The sequence below is a fragment of the Veillonella denticariosi JCM 15641 genome (genome assembly GCF_002959855.1).
Lineage (GTDB): Bacteria > Bacillota > Negativicutes > Veillonellales > Veillonellaceae > Veillonella > Veillonella denticariosi.
Genome location: NZ_PPDB01000001.1, coordinates 382603 through 402302 on the forward strand (window position 1 = coordinate 382603; position 19700 = coordinate 402302).

Annotated in this window: 21 protein-coding genes and 1 tRNA gene; 16 read left to right on the forward strand and 6 right to left on the reverse strand. The window is 45.6% G+C overall.

Annotated elements, in window-relative coordinates:
* The first annotated feature begins 172 nt into the window (after positions 1 to 172).
* The 4 genes from VEHSUH05_RS01865 to VEHSUH05_RS01880 all read left to right on the forward strand — a co-directional run bounded on the left by VEHSUH05_RS01865 (position 173) and on the right by VEHSUH05_RS01880 (position 3554).
* Complete coding sequence (locus tag VEHSUH05_RS01865; protein WP_105090567.1) at positions 173 to 802, forward strand: 3'-5' exonuclease; 630 nt, start codon at positions 173 to 175, stop codon at positions 800 to 802.
* A 107-nt stretch (positions 803 to 909) separates the two neighbouring features.
* Positions 910 to 1572, forward strand: coding sequence for a deoxyribose-phosphate aldolase (gene deoC, locus VEHSUH05_RS01870; RefSeq protein ID WP_054673844.1), 663 nt, complete (start codon positions 910 to 912; stop codon positions 1570 to 1572).
* 60 nt (positions 1573 to 1632) lie between these two features.
* Entirely contained in the window at positions 1633 to 2934 is a 1302-nt protein-coding gene (locus VEHSUH05_RS01875) for a pyrimidine-nucleoside phosphorylase (protein ID WP_105090568.1), read from the forward strand.
* A 155-nt stretch (positions 2935 to 3089) separates the two neighbouring features.
* Positions 3090 to 3554: a cytidine deaminase gene (locus VEHSUH05_RS01880; RefSeq protein WP_105090569.1), complete on the forward strand. Its 465-nt coding sequence runs from the start codon at positions 3090 to 3092 to the stop codon at positions 3552 to 3554.
* Positions 3555 to 3588: 34 nt separating this feature from the next.
* Here VEHSUH05_RS01880 and VEHSUH05_RS01885 read toward each other — a convergent pair whose 3' ends face one another.
* Positions 3589 to 4407 (reverse strand): MetQ/NlpA family ABC transporter substrate-binding protein, encoded by an 819-nt coding sequence (locus VEHSUH05_RS01885; RefSeq protein WP_054673842.1) that lies wholly within the window; start codon positions 4405 to 4407, stop codon positions 3589 to 3591.
* Positions 4408 to 4546: 139 nt separating this feature from the next.
* On the reverse strand, positions 4547 to 5443 hold the full coding sequence (gene menA / locus VEHSUH05_RS01890; RefSeq protein ID WP_105090570.1) for a 1,4-dihydroxy-2-naphthoate octaprenyltransferase: 897 nt from the start codon (positions 5441 to 5443) through the stop codon (positions 4547 to 4549).
* Positions 5444 to 5648: 205 nt separating this feature from the next.
* Between menA and VEHSUH05_RS01895 the strand changes: the two genes are divergently transcribed.
* The 4 genes from VEHSUH05_RS01895 (at position 5649) to VEHSUH05_RS01910 (ending at position 9162) form a co-directional block, all read left to right on the forward strand.
* Positions 5649 to 6599, forward strand: coding sequence for a hypothetical protein (locus tag VEHSUH05_RS01895; protein ID WP_105090571.1), 951 nt, complete (start codon positions 5649 to 5651; stop codon positions 6597 to 6599).
* Between the two features lies 1 nt (position 6600).
* Entirely contained in the window at positions 6601 to 7404 is an 804-nt protein-coding gene (locus tag VEHSUH05_RS01900; RefSeq protein WP_105090572.1) for a hypothetical protein, read from the forward strand.
* A 140-nt stretch (positions 7405 to 7544) separates the two neighbouring features.
* Positions 7545 to 7916 (forward strand): RidA family protein, encoded by a 372-nt coding sequence (locus VEHSUH05_RS01905; protein WP_054673839.1) that lies wholly within the window; start codon positions 7545 to 7547, stop codon positions 7914 to 7916.
* A 1-nt stretch (position 7917) separates the two neighbouring features.
* Positions 7918 to 9162, forward strand: a complete 1245-nt coding sequence (locus VEHSUH05_RS01910; protein WP_105090573.1) for an L-cysteine desulfidase family protein — start codon at positions 7918 to 7920, stop codon at positions 9160 to 9162.
* Between the two features lie 123 nt (positions 9163 to 9285).
* On the opposite strand, the gene VEHSUH05_RS01915 is transcribed toward VEHSUH05_RS01910, so the two are convergent.
* The 4 genes from VEHSUH05_RS01915 to tadA all read right to left on the reverse strand — a co-directional run bounded on the left by VEHSUH05_RS01915 (position 9286) and on the right by tadA (position 11909).
* Positions 9286 to 10011, reverse strand: coding sequence for a hypothetical protein (locus VEHSUH05_RS01915; RefSeq protein WP_105090574.1), 726 nt, complete (start codon positions 10009 to 10011; stop codon positions 9286 to 9288).
* Between the two features lie 85 nt (positions 10012 to 10096).
* Entirely contained in the window at positions 10097 to 11287 is a 1191-nt protein-coding gene (locus VEHSUH05_RS01920) for an MFS transporter (RefSeq protein WP_105090575.1), read from the reverse strand.
* A 77-nt stretch (positions 11288 to 11364) separates the two neighbouring features.
* Positions 11365 to 11455: transfer RNA gene (locus VEHSUH05_RS01925), tRNA-Ser, on the reverse strand.
* Positions 11409 to 11909, reverse strand: a complete 501-nt coding sequence (tadA, locus tag VEHSUH05_RS01930) for a tRNA adenosine(34) deaminase TadA (protein WP_105090611.1) — start codon at positions 11907 to 11909, stop codon at positions 11409 to 11411. The genes VEHSUH05_RS01925 and tadA overlap by 47 nt, the downstream gene beginning before the upstream one ends.
* 83 nt (positions 11910 to 11992) lie before the next feature.
* On the opposite strand from tadA, the gene VEHSUH05_RS01935 reads away from it, so the two are divergent.
* The 8 genes from VEHSUH05_RS01935 to VEHSUH05_RS01970 all read left to right on the forward strand — a co-directional run bounded on the left by VEHSUH05_RS01935 (position 11993) and on the right by VEHSUH05_RS01970 (position 19693).
* Positions 11993 to 12619: a trimeric intracellular cation channel family protein gene (locus tag VEHSUH05_RS01935; RefSeq protein ID WP_105090576.1), complete on the forward strand. Its 627-nt coding sequence runs from the start codon at positions 11993 to 11995 to the stop codon at positions 12617 to 12619.
* A gap of 113 nt (positions 12620 to 12732) precedes the next feature.
* On the forward strand, positions 12733 to 14541 hold the full coding sequence (locus tag VEHSUH05_RS01940) for a DUF4127 family protein (RefSeq protein WP_105090577.1): 1809 nt from the start codon (positions 12733 to 12735) through the stop codon (positions 14539 to 14541).
* A 16-nt stretch (positions 14542 to 14557) separates the two neighbouring features.
* The gene (locus tag VEHSUH05_RS01945) at positions 14558 to 15673 is read left to right on the forward strand and encodes an acyltransferase (RefSeq protein WP_170007086.1); all 1116 of its coding nucleotides are present in this window, start codon (positions 14558 to 14560) and stop codon (positions 15671 to 15673) included.
* Between the two features lie 170 nt (positions 15674 to 15843).
* Complete coding sequence (locus VEHSUH05_RS01950) at positions 15844 to 16701, forward strand: aminotransferase class IV (protein ID WP_105090579.1); 858 nt, start codon at positions 15844 to 15846, stop codon at positions 16699 to 16701.
* Positions 16702 to 16844: 143 nt separating this feature from the next.
* The gene (locus tag VEHSUH05_RS01955; RefSeq protein ID WP_105090580.1) at positions 16845 to 17891 is read left to right on the forward strand and encodes a methionine ABC transporter ATP-binding protein; all 1047 of its coding nucleotides are present in this window, start codon (positions 16845 to 16847) and stop codon (positions 17889 to 17891) included.
* Complete coding sequence (locus VEHSUH05_RS01960) at positions 17872 to 18525, forward strand: methionine ABC transporter permease (RefSeq protein WP_105090581.1); 654 nt, start codon at positions 17872 to 17874, stop codon at positions 18523 to 18525. The genes VEHSUH05_RS01955 and VEHSUH05_RS01960 overlap by 20 nt, the downstream gene beginning before the upstream one ends.
* Before the next feature lie 9 nt (positions 18526 to 18534).
* Positions 18535 to 18840 carry a YerC/YecD family TrpR-related protein gene (locus VEHSUH05_RS01965; RefSeq protein WP_038117953.1) on the forward strand — a complete coding sequence of 102 codons (306 nt, stop codon included), beginning with the start codon at positions 18535 to 18537 and terminating at the stop codon, positions 18838 to 18840.
* Positions 18841 to 18898: 58 nt separating this feature from the next.
* Complete coding sequence (locus VEHSUH05_RS01970) at positions 18899 to 19693, forward strand: TSUP family transporter (RefSeq protein ID WP_054673832.1); 795 nt, start codon at positions 18899 to 18901, stop codon at positions 19691 to 19693.
* The last annotated feature ends 7 nt before the right edge of the window (positions 19694 to 19700 follow it).

Consider the following 19700-nt stretch of genomic DNA (forward strand, 5'->3'; position numbering starts at 1 on the left):
ATTATATATATCTAAATAATTTTTACATATCGAGGCGGTCCTGTCAATGTAAATCGCCGTAAAATAGGTGACTGATAGGAACCTTCGGGCAGTAGATAATCCGAGGTTTCATGCTATAATAAATATAGTAATTGATGATAATTCTTATATATAGATTTGTGAAAGGAGTCCTATGTTAGATTTTGTTGCATTAGACTTTGAAACAGCCAATAAATTTAAAAATAGCGCCTGCTCGCTCGCCGTTATCACCGTTAAGGGCGGTCAGATTACAAAAAAGGCGTATAGCCTCATCAAGCCTCCGTTTATGAGCTTTGATGATGAATGTATTGAAATTCACGGTATCGAACCGAAGGACGTATTGCATGAAAAAACTTTCGACCGGTTGTGGGATGCCATCTATGAAAACCACTTGAAAGGAAACATCATGGTGGCGCACAATGCCAAGTTCGATATGAATGTACTTCGTGCTACATTGGATTATTATAAGATTCCCTGGCCGAATCTTGATTATGCATGTACGGTGAAATTATCACGCGCCGTATGGCCTGATCTGGTAAACCATAAGTTGAACACAATGGCCGCTTATTTGGGGGTGGAGTTTAAACACCATTACGCTCTCGATGATGCGGAGACTTGTGCAAAGGTCGTGATGGAGGCCGCTAAACTGCGCGGTGCTGACAGCTTGCCTGACTTGCTTAAAAGCACGGGGGTTCCGTTGGAGCCGTTTATCGATGAGAAAAATCGGTCGGCTCAGGAGGCTCTACATAAAGAGCCGGAACCGGAGCAAATGTCGTTTTTTTAACCGGCTGGAATTTGTACAGCCTTTTTGTTGTATGTCATAAATAGACTATGTTATAAATTGACTGATGAGAATATGTGCGACGTATTCGATGGGGAATAGGAGGGACGATGTTAGGAAAAGAACTGTTACGATATGTGGATCATACGTTGTTAAAACCTACCGCGACGTGGGATGAGGTGAAGCAAATCTGTACGGATGCCGTAACTTATAAAACCGCTTCCGTATGTATTCCACCTGATTTTGTAGGCGCTGCACATAAAGCCTTTCCGGAGCTTAATGTATGTACCGTTATCGGATTTCCTTTGGGCTATGAGACTACAGACGTGAAGGTGGCCGAAACGGAACAGGCCATCCTTGACGGGGCCAATGAAATCGATATGGTCGTCAACTTGGGCAAGGTTAAGGAAGGTGACTTTAAGGCCGTTACGTCGGAAATCAAGGCGCTTAAAGCTGTCTGCGGCAATAAGGTTTTAAAGGTTATTATCGAGGCGTGTTATCTGACCGATGCGGAAAAGGTCGCACTATGTAGATGCATAACCGACGGCGGTGCTGATTATATCAAAACATCGACGGGCTTCGGTAGCGGCGGTGCCAGTATAGAGGACGTATATCTTTTCAAAAAGCATATCGGTCCTAATGTAAAGATTAAGGCTGCCGGCGGTATTCGCTCCGTAACGGATATGAAGGCCTATATTGAAGCCGGCTGTGCACGTATCGGTGCCAGCGCAGCTGTAGAACTATTAAAAAATGATTTGGATGAAGATTACTAATAGATGATGAGATGCCACCTGAGCTTGTCTCAGGTGGCTTTTTAGACTGGCGGTGATATGATGCGCATGTATGATATTATTCTGAAAAAACGGGCCGCTCAGCCATTGACGTCTGAGGAGATTCACTTTGTCATCTCCGGTTATGTGAACGGAGATATACCGGATTATCAGGTGAGTGCCTTGTTGATGACCATAGTCTTTAACGGGATGAATAAAGACGAACTCGGTACATTGACATTGGAAATGGCGAAATCCGGTCATATGGTGGATTTATCCTCGATTGATGGTGTAACCGTAGATAAGCACAGCACGGGCGGTGTAGGGGATAAAACAACCCTGATTATTGCGCCTCTTGTGGCCGCTTGCGGTGGCAAGGTAGCCAAGATGTCCGGCCGCGGTCTCGGCCATACGGGCGGGACCATCGATAAGATGGAGTCTATCCCGGGCTTGCAGACGGAGATGAAACAGGATGCTTTCATTGAACAGGTAAACCGCATCGGACTCGCCGTTATCGGACAGTCGGAAGGACTTGCCCCGGCGGATAAAAAACTATACGCCTTGCGGGATGTGACAGGGACCGTCGACAGTATTCCGCTCATTGCATCGTCCGTTATGAGTAAGAAACTGGCATCCGGTGCACAGGCCATTCTCCTCGATGTGAAGGTCGGCAGCGGAGCATTTATGAAAACCCTGGATGATGCGCGCCAATTGGCACAGGCCATGGTGGATATCGGTAAGGCTAACGGCCGCTTTGTGAAAGCCATCCTTACCGATATGGATCGCCCTTTGGGGCACGCGATAGGAAATGCACTTGAGATTCGCGAAGTTATCGATACATTGAAGGGCAACGGCCCTGAGGACTTAACTCACGAATGCCTTGTTATGGCAGCCCATATGCTTGTTTTAGGCAAGATCTGTGATTATGACACGGCCTTTGAAAGAGTACAACAGGCATTGGATTCCGGTGCCGCTCTTGAGCGGTTGGGGCTCATGATTTCAGCTCAAGGCGGAGATGTGCGAGTCCTCAATGATGACAGCTTGTTGCCGATCGGTCGTTATACGCGTGACGTGATTGCACAATCAAATGGATATATCATCCATATGAATACGGAACAATGCGGTATAGCCTCTGTCATGCTCGGTGCAGGACGCACTGTTAAGGATGGTCCTATTGATTACGGTGCGGGCATTGTGATGCATAAGAAAACAGGTGATGCCGTTTCCAAAGATGATGTAATCGCCACGCTCTATGCCGGTGATGAAAGTTTGCTTGATGGAGCGGAGAAAACCTATATAGATGCGATAACTATAGATGCGGTAGCACCCGGTGTGTCGAATACGATTTTAGGGATTGTTGAATGACGTATATTATGTAGTTGTATTATGTTATGCTGAATTGAGTTGAATTGAGTTGAGTTGTATTGTGTAAACTACGTAATATTACATGTGCAATTGTAATATTGAATAAGTATCCTGATATCTTGGTGAGATAGTAATAATCGAACATAGGAGTGTATATGCAGTTAGTACAATCGGATAATTATCAAGTAGCAACAGAATATGTGAAGCATCTTGGTGTCGAGGTCGTAGGAAATTTGATAAATACAGCCGTTGAAGCCCGTCGTCAATCATATAGTCCATACTCCAAATTTAAGGTCGGGGCGGCTGTATTAGGCTCCGATGGCATGACTTATAAAGGCTGCAATATAGAAAATGCATCCTATGGTCTGACAAACTGCGCGGAGCGTAGTGCTATCTTTAATGCTGTCAGTCATGGATGCCGTGAATTTGTTGCGATCGCAGTCGTAGCCGATACGGACGGACCCTGTTCGCCGTGTGGAGCTTGCAGGCAGGTGATCGCGGAGTTTAAGATTCCCTATATAGTCATGGGCAATCTTAATGGTGAATATACAGTTGTTACATTACGAGAACTACTGCCGTATTCCTTCGAATCGGCAGATATAAAAACGGAGCCGGTTTAAACCGACTCCGTTTTGTGTTATGCAGATTTATAAATTAGAATGCAGGTACAATAGCACCTTTATATTTATCTTCGATGAATTTTTTTATTTCCGGGCTATGAAGTGCAGCCATCAATTTTTGGATGCGTGGATCACTTTCATTGCCTTTAAGAACGGTTACGATATTTACGTAAGGGGAATCGTTGGATTCGATAGCCAATGCGTCTTTACCAGGATTCAAGCCTACGTTCAACGCGAAGTTCGTATTGATCGCAGCCAAAGCTACATCATCAAGTGCACGAGGTACTTGAGCAGGTTCCAATTCTACGAATTGGTATTCGTTAGGATTGGAGGCGATGTCCTGTACGGTGGACAAGATATTGCTGGAATCTTTCAGTGTGATAAGACCTTGTTTCTGTAACAATAAGAGGGCACGGCCGCCATTTGTAGGGTCGTTAGGAATAGCGATTTTTGCGCCTTTAGGAAGATCTTTCAGATCCTTGATTTGACGAGAATATAAGCCCATCGGTTCCAAGTGAACCGCACCGGCGGATACTAAAGGCAAGTTGTGAGCCTTTGCGAATTCATCCATGTAAGGTGTATGTTGGAAGAAGTTAGCATCGATTTCCTTGTCGCCTAATGCTAAATTCGGTGTATTGTAATCGCTGAATTCGGTGATTTGAAGATCGATACCTTCTTTTGCTAAAACAGGTTTAACCTGTTCTAATATTTCTGCATGCGGTACGGCTGTCGCGCCGATTTTTAAAACTTGTTTGTCGCCGCTTGCAGCCTTGTTGTTATCGCTGCCGCAACCTGCGATTAATAGGGCGCCGCCGAGAACTACGGTTGCCGCCAATGCTAAAAATTTGTTCATTAAAAACACTCCTTTTACAAGAAATTTATGTACCAAGTTTATTTAATAAATCTATACTACTAAATTATTTCCTAGTCTGCAAGAAGGTATTAGTATGAGTTATGCATAACTTAAAGCTATGGTATGAGGAACGCGAAAGTTATTTTCCTATAATCAGCCCCACAGACCACATAATCTGGTAAATCATGGCGGCGCCTGCCGTAGTCCCCATGGCTTTGTCCAATTGGAATTCGTCTGCATACGTATCCAAGGTATACACTGTCTTGAATGCTAACGGTGCCGCTAAAAGAGCTAAGAGGGAAAACCATGTCATGTGTCCTACGATAATCCATGCGATAACCCACAGAAAATTAAAGATGTAGCAGATACTCATGAGATGCAGCGCTTTGTCACGGCCCAGTATAATCGGTAATGTACGACGTCCGTGGCTTTCATCATTTTTAATATCCCTGATATTATTGGTCAACATGATGGAACCGACGAGCAGAGTAGAAGGAATGCCGGGGATGAGCAGAGCCCACGATAACTCACGGGTCCATGCATAGCCTGTGATGAGTACAATGGCAAGCCCCATGGCGATGCCGGAGGATAATTCGCCGAAGGGTGTACGTGAAATCGGTTTGGGCCCTCCTGAATAGAGGAAACTGATTAAGATGCACACCATGCCGACCGGCAAGTAATACCATGTAATCGTGGCCGATAAATAGAGGCCGATGACGATGGGGACGATCATTACTGTTTTGATGAGGCGCATGATGAGCGTAGGACTCATGGCTCCACGGGTGATGGATCCTGCGTTACCGACCTTCTGGCCGTGATCGAGACCGCTTTTAAAATCTGCATATTCATTCCACATATTCGCGATGATTTGCGCGGATACGACGGCGAGGAATATGAGCACCGTATGGAATACGGCAAGGGCCGTACCGTGTGCGGCGCCAAATGCATAATAGCTGAAGGACGCCCCTAGTAGAACGGGGCCGAGGGCCGCCGCCAATGTGCGGGGCCGGGTGAGAGGGATTAATTCTTGTATCATATGGTTTATGTACACAACACGTGTGCTCCTTTCTGTCTCTATGTATTGTATAGCAGAACGGGCGGGTTGTAAATTATAGCGTGCAGTAACGAAAATAATATATACAGTAGTGACGAGAGATATAGTATAATAATAAATATACGTGTTATAGAAACTTTTACATTTTATAATACTGTTTTATGATTGTTAATCAGTGAGGTGTCTTATGAAAGCTCTCAAGAAAAAACTAATAACATTGGCTTGTGCTACCTGTCTGACTGTTGGAATGGGCGCTGTTGCCTGTGCCGATACGGTTGATATGGGTTACGGCTTACAAGGAAATACTTCGGCCTCCGTGAAAGCGGTGAAGTTGGCGGATATTCCATCTGATCCAAGTATGCGCACAGCGGAGCAGAATAAACTGATTCGTCAGGCAAATGATAATGCCCGTGCTCAGGTGAACGCACTTATGCAAAATCAATATTCGGTGCAGTTACCTCAACTTGAAGGTAATGTTGTAGACGGATATTCTATATATCAGTTACAAGGTGCCGATGCAAAAGGTCATCATACGGCATATTATATGACGATAGATTATTCAAAATCCATCATTGACGGGGCAATAGCTATAGAGAAAACGGTTTTAGAAAAAGGTTCCGATGGGGATAAGATAAAAGCAAATAGTAAGCATCCATTGTCAAAAGAAATTTCGATGTACTCCAAAGCTACCGCTGAAAATAAGCTGCAAACCGTTAAGGGTGAATCCTTGGATGGAAAAAAACTGGCAAAGAAAATGACGGAATTTAATGCCAAGTTGCCGGAACAGTTGATTCAATCTTTCAGCCAAGCTGTTTTAGCCGATAAGAAGATGAAAGATTCTGAAAAGCAGAAACTGATCAACTGGACTACATTCGGCATTAAACAGATGAAGGTTGATGCAACGCATATGGCCTACGAGCCGGTTCAAACTCGCTACGGTACGGCTGTAAAAGGCGATCTTCGCGGTTCACTTGGCTATGACGGATTCAAATCGCCGTTTTCACTCATCGGTTATGCGGTGCCGACAGACAAGGGCGTTTCCGTTCAGTTCCTGTTATCTGAGGATTCCAGTCATGACTACTGGGCTAATGAATTAAATCTTATCTATCAGACACAATCTCTTAAGGGAGGCAAATAATATGAAATCTTTGAAAGTATTAGCATGTACCGCTTGCTTAATGGGGACTTTGACGGCTGTAGGCGTGGCAAAGGATGTACATACATTGGCGGGAACGATGACGGTACCTAATGACGTAACGATGGTGACCGCATCTCAGACAAATACCCGTAATTATGCATTAACAGAGGCTCAAAAGGCATTAAATACATCTGTAAATAAGACGAATGCTATGTTGGTATCTCCGGAACAGTCAGTGGTGAACTTTTTACAGAATCTGGGGGTAAACTATGATGCATACCAATTACAAGGAAATGATAAGACCGGTCAGAAGGATGCCTTTATAGTGGCTGTCGATGTTAAGACCATGGCTGAGGAAATGAATAAAGGTCGTTCCGTGAATCCGAATATGGCGGTGGTTATGGGGATGTTGGACCAGGGTAAATTAGATCCGGCGATGGAACAACTCATGTTGACATCTGTGAATAATGTATTGCCGAAACAAACTACGGTAATTCCTTTAAATGAACCGATTAACGTATCCGGCCGCGATCCTAAAAAGGTTAGCGTTACCCCTAAATCACAAGCTACGCTTACGGTAGAGGATACGGAGCCGATGAAACGATTGGACTCTACGAAATATCAGACGTATACGGTAGGTTCCCGCCTGTTGCTGAATAGTAGCGGTTGGCAGGCACCGTATTATGCCAAAGCGGCTCTCGTGATGAAACCGGGAAAACCGACATTGTATATCGGCCTTACAAGCGATGTACAACGCGATTATTTCAGTCCGATTTTTGATAAGGCTTTCAAGTCTATTAGATAGTTTATAATGGTTCGTTGCTTTCACAAATCATACATCATAAAAAATTATGATGTATAAGTATTACTGTGAAGTGTAATAATGGCATTTTGTGGGCAAGACTAATTTATATAGTATTTTATTTTTAGAAAAGGAGATTGATTATGAACACAATTCACACAGACAAAGCACCGGCAGCAGTAGGACCGTATTCCCAGGCAAAGGTATCGGGCGGCTTTTTGTTCGCATCCGGACAAGTACCTATCAATCCGGCTACGGCAACCGTTGTGGAAGGCGGTATTCAGGAACAAACTGAACAGGTATGCAAAAATATCGAAGCCGTATTGACTGAGGCCGGCACAGATTTCTCTAAAGTTGTAAAAACTACGTGTTTCTTGGCGGATATCGGTGATTTTAAGGCGTTTAACGAAGTATATGCCAGGTATTTCACATCTAAACCGGCTCGTTCCTGTGTAGCCGTAAAAGATCTTCCATTGGGCGTTTCCGTAGAGGTGGAAATTATTGCGGAAGTCTAATATGGATTTTGTTTCGTTGTTGCAAGCAGAGATGCGACCTGCATTCGGTTGTACTGAGCCGATTGCGCTCGCCTACGGGGCAGCAAAGGTCGCCTCTGTTTTACCTGAATTTCCTAATCGTATCCATGCACGCTGTAGTGCAAATATCATTAAAAATGTAAAATCTGTAGTCATTCCCAATTCCGGGGGGCGAAAAGGACTTATTACCGCCATCGTTCTAGGTGCTGTTGTAGGACATCCGGAACGTGAACTCGAGGTGCTGGGGGCGGCTACAGATGAAGACCGTAAACGGCTCGGCACGTTGACGGAATCTGAATTCTGTACCGTAGAACTGGCCGAGGGCGTAGACAATCTGTATATCGAGATCGTTGCTGAAAGCGATGACCATACGGCCGTAATACGTATCGAAAATGACCATACCAATGTGACATATCTGGCGCTTGACGGTGAGGTTATCTCCGAGCACGCCGATGAAAGCAAAAATAAGTCGGATACCTGCTCTATGGACTTTGACAGTATTTATAAATTTGCCAAAACAGGCGATATTTCCGAAATTATTCCTCAAATTCAACAGCAGATATCTTATAATTCGGCTATTGCGGATGAAGGCCTTAAGAACTCTTACGGTGCTAATATCGGGCAAATCCTGTTGCTTGATGAGGAAAATCCATCCCTTGAAACTAAGTGTAAGGCCCGTGCTGCGGCCGGTTCCGATGCGCGTATGAGCGGATGCCCTTTACCCGTTGTTATCTGCTCCGGATCGGGCAATCAGGGCTTGACGGTGTCGGTACCGATCATCACGACTGCTGAAGAATTGCACAAAACGGATGAAGAACTGTATCGTGTTCTCGTTTTTGCCAATCTTTTGACGCTGTACGTCAAAACCGGTATCGGAAAACTATCCGCTTACTGCGGCGTTGTAGCCGCCGGTGTCGTCAGTGTTGCCGGGATAGCCTTTCTGAAGGGTGAAAGCAAAGAGATTATCGGAAATACCCTCGTGAACGGTCTGGCGAGCCTGTCCGGTATCGTCTGTGACGGTGCTAAACCGTCCTGTGCCGGTAAAATCGCAATCTCTTTGAACGGCGCTTTTATGGGGTATAAACAGGCCCGTCTAAATAAAAACTACGAAAAAGGCGACGGCCTCGTGGCGTATTCCGTGGATGAAACCATCCGCAGCATCGGTGTCGTGGCACAAGGCATGAAAGAAACCGATGTGGTTATACTCAATGAAATGCTGAAACATTAAGAAAGTATTGATACTAATATACAGCTATCCATAGTAAATAGAAAATAATATATTACTGAATGATGAAAATGCACCCGCTATTAAACGGGTGCATTTTATCAATAGTTTTTTATTACTCTTTAGTTATTTTTTGATTGCAAAGGTATTTTTTAGTACATCAATAGGTGACAGTTGATAGTCAAAGGAAATTTTATATTCTGGTGACGTATCCATCGGTTGTGATAAGATATCGGATATTAGATTAGTCAGGTCGTGTATTTTTGAATATATTTTGATTTGCTCGTCGTTAATAATAGTTTCTAATCGCACGTCTAAATCATAGGATCTGGAGATTTTGTAATCCCCTTTGTGATAATTTAAATTATTACAAAGGTTTTTTATCGTCATTTTCGATATTACGTTATCAAGGCCTTTAATTGTATTTAAAAGTTTACTTTTACTACTTTCGTTTACGTCGATGACCGTTTCATTATTAATATGTGGAACTGCACCAACAATACCGTTATCCCTAACATCAGCTCTTAATTTCTCGTCCGCCATTATCATGTCCCGATCTAAGGCTTTATCCCAATAGCAATGTCTTATAGCGATACAGTCGTTTTCATCGTCATAGTATACTGTCCAGTTTTCGAATTTGTCGACATCAGTTTGTTCTACATAAAAAATTTCACGAGCATATGAATTAATAGTAAGAATATTGGACCTATAATCTATTCCACCCGGACCTCTTAGATAATACGATATAAAGTTTTCCAATCTAAGCATAGCCAATTTGATAGTTGGCTTGGATCCCACATATATACTAGAAAAATTTCCTGTTTCATATTTTTCCAAAATCGTATTTTCCAAATGTGCACTCCTTTTAATAAGCAGTTATTTCCAACTGGAAGTAACTGCTTTTTAGTACGTCAATTTATTTATATCCGCTTTTGTCTTATACTCCCAATTTTTTCGGATCTTTTAAGAATAGTGATGCTATCAATCCTATGAGAAGGAAAGGCACTAGTGTCATCATCGCCACCGGCAAGGAGTATGTATCCGCGATGTTGCCCACAACAGGTGCGATGATGCCGCCGATTGTTTGGCTCACCCCGAGGGTGACGCCTGCGGCAAAGCCGATGCTTTTAGCTAAATAGGTTTGCCCCAGCACGATGACGGGACTGTAGCTGAGCGCCTTGGCTGCACCGATAATAACCAGTAGAAGATAGCCTAGGGGTAACATAATGGTGGCGGAAAATTCCGGCACTTGCGGCAACAGAAACATGGACGGCAGCCAGAGTAGGAGGGACAGGCGGATGATTTTAATCGGTCCGTATTTGTCGCCAAGCAGACCTCCGATATAGGTCATAAAGATACCGATGCTGAAGAATACGGTGAGGGCAAAGCTGCCCTGTTCGGGGCTCGTTCCCAGTTCCCGTGTCCAGAACACAGGAATGAATGCGTTGATAACGCGGAAGTTAATAGATTGAGACAGGATGATGATAAACAGAATGCCGAAATACATCCAGTAATTTTTGAGCGGAACGGCCGGGACCGTATGATTCCTGGTTATGACGGCCTGTTCAATCGTATTCGCATGGGCTTCGATGCGCGGCATAAGGATGCATAGAATGACTGAAACGATAATTCCGACGACGGTGAAAGCTAACAGCCCGTGAGGTCCTACTGTATAAGCGATGGCCCCCGCAAAAAGTGGTCCGAAGGCAAAGCCCGAACTGCCGCCGATGGCGAAGGTTCCCATGGCCTTACCTTTTTTGCCTCCGCCGAGGCGGTTCATGATTTTGGCGCCTTCCGGATGAAAGACGGAGGAGCCGATACCTGCTGATGTGGCGCAGATAAGAAGGCTTTCATAGGACGTCACAATACCCATTACACCGATGCTGCAGGCGGACAGTAATACGCCTAATGCGATGAGTCGAGGTTGATGAATCTTGTCGGAAATGTAACCCAATAAGGGTTGTAACAGAGATGATAAAGCGGTGTTGGCCAAAATGAGGAAACCCGCCTGTTCCAACGTGAGACCGTAGGTGAAGATAAATAGCGGTAATAAGGCGGGCAACACGCTCTGGCACGAATCGTTAATCATGTGGCTCACGGTAATCAGATAAGGATAGAATTTCTGCATGATTTCACTTCCCTTGAAGGATAAGAAAATATTACTAAAAAAGCGCTAACTTGCGTTAGCGCTTTGTGCATGTTATGTGGCAGAGGAGGAGGGATTTGAACCCCCGCGCCGGTTGCCCGACCTACCGCATTTCGAGTGCGGACCCTTCAGCCTCTTGGGTACTCCTCCGTGCTTTACGGCGCTCTTTGAAGAAATCTTTCATAATTTGGCTACATTCATCGCCGAGGACACCTGCCGTGAGTTCCGGCTCGTGGTTTAATCCGGGATGAGATAGCACATTGAATAGTGATTCTACCGCGCCTCCTTTGTAATCGCTCGCACCATATACAACCCTGTCGATACGACTGTTGATAATGGCGCCGGCGCACATCGGACACGGCTCTATCGTAACATACAGGGTACATCCAGTCAACCGCCAACGCTGCAGGCTTTCACAGGCCTCGCGAATGACGAGGATTTCCGCATGAGCCGTCGCATCATGATCCAGTTCTCGGCGGTTGTGATGGCGGGAAATAATCGTATCGTCGTGCACCAAGATCGCCCCGATGGGAATCTCGCCCAATTCATAGGCCTTACGGGCCTCAATGAGGGATTCTTGCATATATTGTTCATCTTTTGTCATGATCATACCTCTTCATGTATAATATTCTACATAAAGTCTATCATAGTGTGAAGAGTTATGCGAATAGATTGTGTGGGGGAACTATGGATATTATATGGTATATATTTGATATGATCGGGACGATTGCTTTTGCCGTATCCGGCGCTCTTGTGGGGGTGGCGCGGAAAATGGATATCTTCGGTATGTCCGTTCTCGCTCTGGCGACGGCCATCGGGGGCGGTATTGTTCGCGATGTATTGCTCGGCTATTTTCCGCCGAACTCGCTGCGGAATATCGTGTATGTAACGGTGGTCATCGTGGTGACGATTATCGTATTTATCATCTACAGCAGCCGATATCGACGGCAGGTGATGGGGCCTCGCAGTCGGGCCAGCTATCTGTTTGCCGATGCGGTGGGGTTGGCATCCTTTACGGTGACCGGCGCATCTGCGGGTTATACATTGTATCCGGATTTACCGATTTTTATCGTTCTTCTCGGGACGATAACCGCCGTCGGGGGTGGCATTATTCGGGACATGCTGGCGCAGCGCATTCCGTCCGTTCTGAAAGAAGATGTATACGCCTTGCCCAGCATCATCGGCGGCATCGTCTATTACGTTATGGTCCTGTACGGCTGGACCGGACAGGCCGTGTATGGAGCTTTCAGTATCGTTCTCATTATACGCCTGTTGGCCATCAAATATCGGTGGAGTTTGCCAAAGGTTCGGTAAGTGCTATAATCGTAGTAATAAGGATTTCATAAAACTGTCAGAAATTAAAGGTATTATAAAGCAGTTATTTCTGCGGGTTTATATTGACCCGCCTATGGAGAAGGAGTTTATATATGACTAATAAGTGGTTGAAAGTGGCCCTCATGGCAACAGCTATTGCTACAGGTACGTCCATCTATGTTGATGCGGAAACCGTTTTGTATGTACCGCAAGATGATCGTCCTGTAAGTTTACAGTACACCGTTGATACGGCGCGTGAAGCGGGGATGACCGTGTTGACACCACCTCAGAATCTGATTTCCGGCAAGACTTATCAAGGTCAGGCGGACAAAATCTGGGACTGGGTCGAACAGAATGCCGGTCGTGCAGATGTTATGGTATTGAGTACGGACTCCCTTATTTACGGCGGTCTTGTTGATTCTCGTAAGCATAATATTCCTCTCAGTGTATTGCAAAATCGGTTGAAACGAATCGAAGGCCTAAAGGCGCGTCATAGAAATGTGCGCATTTACGGTTTCGGTACGGTAATGCGCTCCCCTCGTGCCAGCGGTGGCGGTACGGAGCCGGCATATTACGCCGAATACGGTCCGACTATTTTCCAAATTGCCGCATTGCAGGACAAGATGGATGCAGCTTCCTTGACGCAGGAGGAAACGCAAAAATTGATGAGCCTTCAAGCTTCCGTACCTGTGGAATATCTGCAGGACTGGTTTGAACGTCGTCAAAAGAACATGAAGGTCAATAAGGGCTTAATCGATGAAACCCGCAGCGGCGTATTCGATTATTTCGCATTGGGCCATGATGATACATCTCAATTATCCCAGTCCGCATTGGAAGGTCGTTATCTGAATTCGTATTCAAAGGATATTCCTGTTGAAAAATATGGCAGCTTCCCGGGGGCCGATCAACTCGGCTTGTTGTTGATGGCTCGTTCCCGTACCGATGAAAGTGCGGAAAAACCGACTTTTTCCGTGATTTATCCTCTCGGCGGCGCCGGTAAGACCTTGCCGGGATACGAAGATCAGACCGTTGATAAGACGATTGCGGAACACGTGCAGGCTGTAGGCGGTACGATGGTAACGCAAGGCAAGCCGACGGTTTTATTGGCTGTGAATACACCGCTTACGACAAGTACGGGGGAATCTGAAAACTTTGAAAACTTCCCGATGATCTCTAAATCTACCAATGCCTTTGTAGATCGCATTCAACAGGCGGTTGATTCCGGTGTCAATGTGAGTGTTGCGGACATCGCCTATAATAATGGTGCGGACAATACATTGGTATCCGCTATGTATAAACGCGATATGCTTTATAAGATCGGTGCCTATAACGGCTGGAATACGGCAAGTAATACGGTAGGTTATGCGATTGCGCAAGGCCTGCTGCTCAAAACTATGAGCCCTGAAAGCCATCGCAACATGTTGACGCAACAGTACTTGGATAACTGGGCTTATCAGGCGAATATCCGTAAGGATATTTACCGCATGCAGGATTCTATCCGCACGGATAACGTTCGATACTCGGGCGAGCTCAATGAACGCCTTGAAAGCTATCTCGGCGAACGCATTCAGGATTTCGCTGAAAAATACCTTAAGGTAAATCCTCGTACGGTGAAGGCCACATTCCCATGGGGCCGTTTATTTGAAACGGACATCACCGTTTATGATAAACCGGTAGTACCTCTTGAAAAAGAATTGCGGCTGAAACGCGAAGCGGAAGCGAAGGCCAAGGCGGAAGCAGAGGCTAAAGCAAAAGCGGCCAAAGAGGCCGGTCAAAACGGACAAGCTGCGCAACCGGCTCAACCTGCACAACCGACACAACAAAAAACAGAAACAGCGCCTTCGAATGTGGTAACACAACCGGCTACGACTTCTCAAGGTCCTCGTCTTGTGCCGACACCGGCCGCTGCACCGGGACATTAATGAAACGAGCATGGTTATGAAAAAGGCGTTTTTACCGGAAATTACCTATATGCGCGGACTCTGCATGCTCGGTGTTATCGGCATTCACGTAGGGTCCTATGCATTGCAAAATCCCTTTGTAAATTTACAGCTCATCGGCGTGCTGGAAATTCTGTCACGCTTCGGAGTTCCTGCGTTCTTTTTTCTTTCTGCCTTCGGTCTGTTTTATCATACCTCGGTAGAGGGACCATTCTCATATAAGGAATTTATGCACCGCCGCATCCAGGTGGTGCTATTTCCATATATTGTGTGGTCGTTGTTTTATCTGCTTTATGCAGCGGCGACATCTCATAATTTCGCGAATCTGCATCCGGGACCGCTGGCCGTGAATATGCTGTTCGGCACATCCATGTACCATCTGTACTTTATGGTCATTCTTTTGTGGTTTTATGTGATGATGCCGATATGGCGCGCCATGGTGAAAGTCATATTGAAACGGCCCGTGCTGTGGCTGTCGGTTCTTTTGGCGCTACAGGTGGGTATCGATTATGTATCATCCTACATGCTCGGGGCGTGGGTGACACAACATTTCGGCGACCGACCGGCTATTAAATATCTTTTTGATATGCGCCTCAATTACTGGGTGATTCACTATGTATGGATTTTTCTTTTAGGTGCCGTTTGTGCCGAGCGATATGATGCGGTGCGTGAGTATATGTGGCGTTACCGCTATGCATTGGCCGTCGGTGCAGTGGGGTCGGCATTGCTCATGCTGGGCGCCTACTACTATGTGATGGATGTATGGCATTACACCGTACTCGAAGCGATTTATACGGTACATCAAATGAGTCCGATGGGGGTTCTCTATACGGGGCTCGGTACCTTGTTTAGCTTGTTTTTGTTTCAGACGGTACCGCTCAACGCGACCATGGAGGCTTTCTGGTCTCAAATCGGGGATACATCCTACGGTGTGTATCTGGTTCATCCGTTTTGGCTGCTCATCCTGTCCGGTCTGATGGCAAAATATAATTTAACATATACGGTTATACACGTTATTGCCATGTATATCATGGCGTTAGGTTTGTCGTATCTGACGACCCTTGCGCTGGATCAGTTGCCTAAACAGGTGCGGCGTTTTGTGTTGGGCCGATAATTATCCGCCGGGGCATAGTTTTTTGCTATGCTATGCCGGCGGATTTTTTTATGGGAAAATACTATCTTTTACAAAGTAAAGTGTGAAAATTTAAAAGCAATTATGATATAATAAATTCATGATGATTGCTATTAGAAATAGAGTAACGATATAGAAAAAGAGGTGCTCCTATGCAAGAATTAACATATTTTAACGGCGAATTCGTCGAACCAGGCGCCAAGGTAGTCAGCATTGATGACCGGGGATATCTGTTCGGCGACTCCGTGTATGAAGTGGTACGTGTTGTAAATGGTCGATGCTTTGCCTTATCGTATCACCAGGATCGCCTGTATCGGTCCATGCGTGAAATGGATATTCCTGTTAAAATGACACCTGATGATTTGACGGAGTTGCATGAAATACTGATCGAACAAAGTGAGATCAGGGACGGGTATATTTATTTGCAGATTTCTCGTGGCGTAGCACCGCGTCATCATGCCTATGATCGCTCTAAGTTGGAGCCGCAGATGCTCATGTCCATCCGCATTCTGGACATGGAAGCGGTTAATAAATTAGGGGAAGGTGTAAAGGCGATTGCCTTACCGGATGAACGGTGGGGTCATGTGGATATTAAGACGACCAACCTGATTCCGAATATTTTAGCTCAAACAAAGGCGGAAAAGAAATTTGCCTATACGGCGATTTTATTTCGCGACGATATTTGTATGGAAGGTGCAACGTCGAATGTATTTGCCGTAAAAGACGGTATCTTGTACACGCATCCGGCGGATAATCACATCTTGAAGGGCATTACACGTCAAATGATTCTGACCCGTGTTGCACCGTCATTAGGTATTACACTTATTGAAAAGGAATTTGACCGCGCCTTCGTGGACGATGCGGATGAATTATTCTTTACCGATACGATTGGCGGCGTTATTCCAATCATCAAACTGGATCGCAATCCTGTATCCGGTGGTAAACCGGGGACCGTCACACTACGGCTTCGAGAAGCATTACAGAAGCTGATGGAAGAAGGTCTCCCTTGATGGGTGCCTTAGTATCCGCTGTATAAACAGATATCTGGTTTTTCGGCATTACTGAATATAATGTTATTGGTGTACCCTGTTGCGATAATCTGTGATCAGGTTAAATTAGTTTAGTATTTACTTTCATAAGAAAGGATAGTATTTTGATAGAATTACAACACATTAGTAAAGTCTATGAAGGCGCTAATCGTGTGGAGGCATTGAAGGATATCAACCTTACCGTCAAGGAAGGTGAAATCTTCGGCATTATCGGTCAATCCGGTGCGGGCAAGTCCACATTGATTCGCTGCATTAATATGCTCGAAGCGCCTACATCAGGTTCCGTTATCGTAAACGGAACTGATTTAACGAAGCTTGGAAAATCCGATTTACGTAAGGCGCGTAAGCAAATCGGCATGATTTTCCAACATTTTAATCTGTTGTCATCCCGTACCGTATACGATAATGTATCGTTCCCATTGGAACTGCAAGGCATGAACAAATCGGAAATCAAGGAACGTATCATGCCGATCCTCGACATCGTTGGCCTTACGGAACGTATGAATAATTACCCGTCTCAATTATCAGGCGGTCAGAAGCAGCGTGTCGGCATCGCCCGTGCATTGGCGTCCAATCCGAAGGTTCTCCTTTGCGATGAAGCGACATCAGCGCTCGATCCGCAGACGACGGACTCCATTTTAAAATTACTGAAGAATATCAATGAGAAGATGGGACTTACTATCGTCCTCATCACTCATGAAATGCATGTCATACGCGAAATCTGTGACCGTGTGGCGGTCATTGAAGGCGGCGTAATCCTCGAAGAAGGCAGTACCCTTGAGGTATTCACGCATCCTCGCGAGAATACGACGAAGGACTTTATCAGCTCCGTCGTGAGTGATAATCTGCCTCCTGAAGCACTTGCGCATCTGGAACTGCATGATCAATGGGTTGGCGGAACGGCACCGCTGGTACGCCTTAAATTTACGGGGCAAGCTACAGATGAACCTGTCGTGGCGGGACTCGTAAGACGGTTCGATTTAGATGTAAGCATTCTCTTTGGTGGCATCGACTACATTCAGGATACGAGCGTAGGGCGTCTTATCGTCATATTGAACGGTGACCCTGAAAGAGCGCAGGAAGGGCTTGAGTATATCAAAACATTGCCAATTGAAAGCGAGGTGATCGGTTATGTCAGAGCAAGTCATTAATCTACTCATAACCGGTACCTTGGATACATCGCAGATGACCGTTGTCTCTACGGTGATGGCGATGTTACTGGGAATTCCGTTAGGTGTTATTCTCGTCGTTACTTCAAAGGGACATATTCTCGAAAATGCCGCTTTGAATAAGGTGTTGGGGGCCGTAATCAATGCGGTTCGTTCCGTACCGTTCATTATTTTGATGGTTGCCATTATCCCGTTTACACGTATGGTGGCGGGTACCTCTATCGGTACGACGGCGGCCTGTGTGCCGTTGACCTTGGCGGCTATCCCGTTCCTGGCACGTCTTGTGGAAACATCGATTAAGGATATTAACTTCGGTGTTATCGAGGCGGCACAATCGATGGGGGCCAGTCCGGTTCAGATTATCTGGAAGGTATTGTTGCCGGAAGCCTTGCCGACTATTATCGACAATGTGACGGTTCTTATCGTGAACCTCATCGGCTATTCGGCGATGGCCGGCGCTATCGGCGGCGGCGGCCTCGGTGATATTGCCATCCGGTACGGCTATCAACGTTTTCAGGCGGATATCATGATTGCGACTATCATTATTTTGGTTATTCTCGTGCAGGTAATTCAGATGATCGGTGACGGTCTATCTAAAGCGATGAATAAGAAATAGGAGGTACTTATGAGCATAAATGAGAAATTAAGAAGCCTACAAAATGATGAATTATTCACCGCTATCCTGACCTTGAAAAATATTGAAGAATGTTATGCGTTTTTTGAGGATATTTGCACGGTCAACGAACTCAAGGCATTATCTCAACGCTTACAAGTGGCTAAAATGTTGCGTTCCGGTGACAGCTATGAAACAATTGTAGAGGAAACCGGAGCCAGTACGGCTACAATCAGCCGTGTAAAACGATGTTTGGTATATGGTGCCGATGGATACACATTGGCTTTAGATCGACTCGGTGTACAATCAAATACATAAAGCATGACAACGGTGGCCTTCGGCGACCGTTGCTGTACTATGTGAAAAGAGGAAATCTATGGATTGGCTAATAGGAATAACGGGATTACCTTACGATGTGTTAGTGCTTATGCTGCTCTGTGTGGCAGGCGCTTTCGCGGGATTTGTGGACTCCATTGTCGGCGGTGGCGGGCTCATTTCCGTGCCGGCTATGCTGCTTACGAACCTGCCGCCCAGCGTGGCTCTCGGCAGTAATAAACTATCCAGCATTTTTGGTGCCGGCAGCGCATCCATTACGTTCTTGCGCAACGGCATGGTCGACTTCAGCCTGGTTTGTAAACTTTTACCGTTTACCTTTATAGGTTCCATGGTCGGTACCGTTGCGGTGGTATCGTTGCCGCCTCTCTATGTAAAACCCATTATTATCGCACTTCTTGTAGGGGTGACGCTGTTCGTGGTGTTTAAAAGGGACTGGGGCGAGGTGAATCGTACATCGCAAGTGATGGGACGGGCTTTATATATTTGTATGGCCTTCGCCCTTGGCATCGGTATGTATGATGGATTTATCGGACCGGGGACCGGAACATTTCTCATCATGGGTTTTATTTTTACGGGCTTTGATTTTCTTCACGCTTCGGCGAATGCGAAGATTTTAAATTTTACCAGTAATTTAGCATCGCTTATCGTGTTTTTCTATCTTGGGCATGTACAAGTTTATTATGGTTTGGCGGCGGCCGTCGGTCAGGTGATCGGTGCGTATATAGGGTCGCAGCTGGCCATCATGAAAGGCTCGTCTCTGGTGCGTGTCGTGTTTTTGTCGGTAACGACTGTCATGCTCATAAAATTGGTGTTTGATTATATTACGAACTTATAGGAGGGCT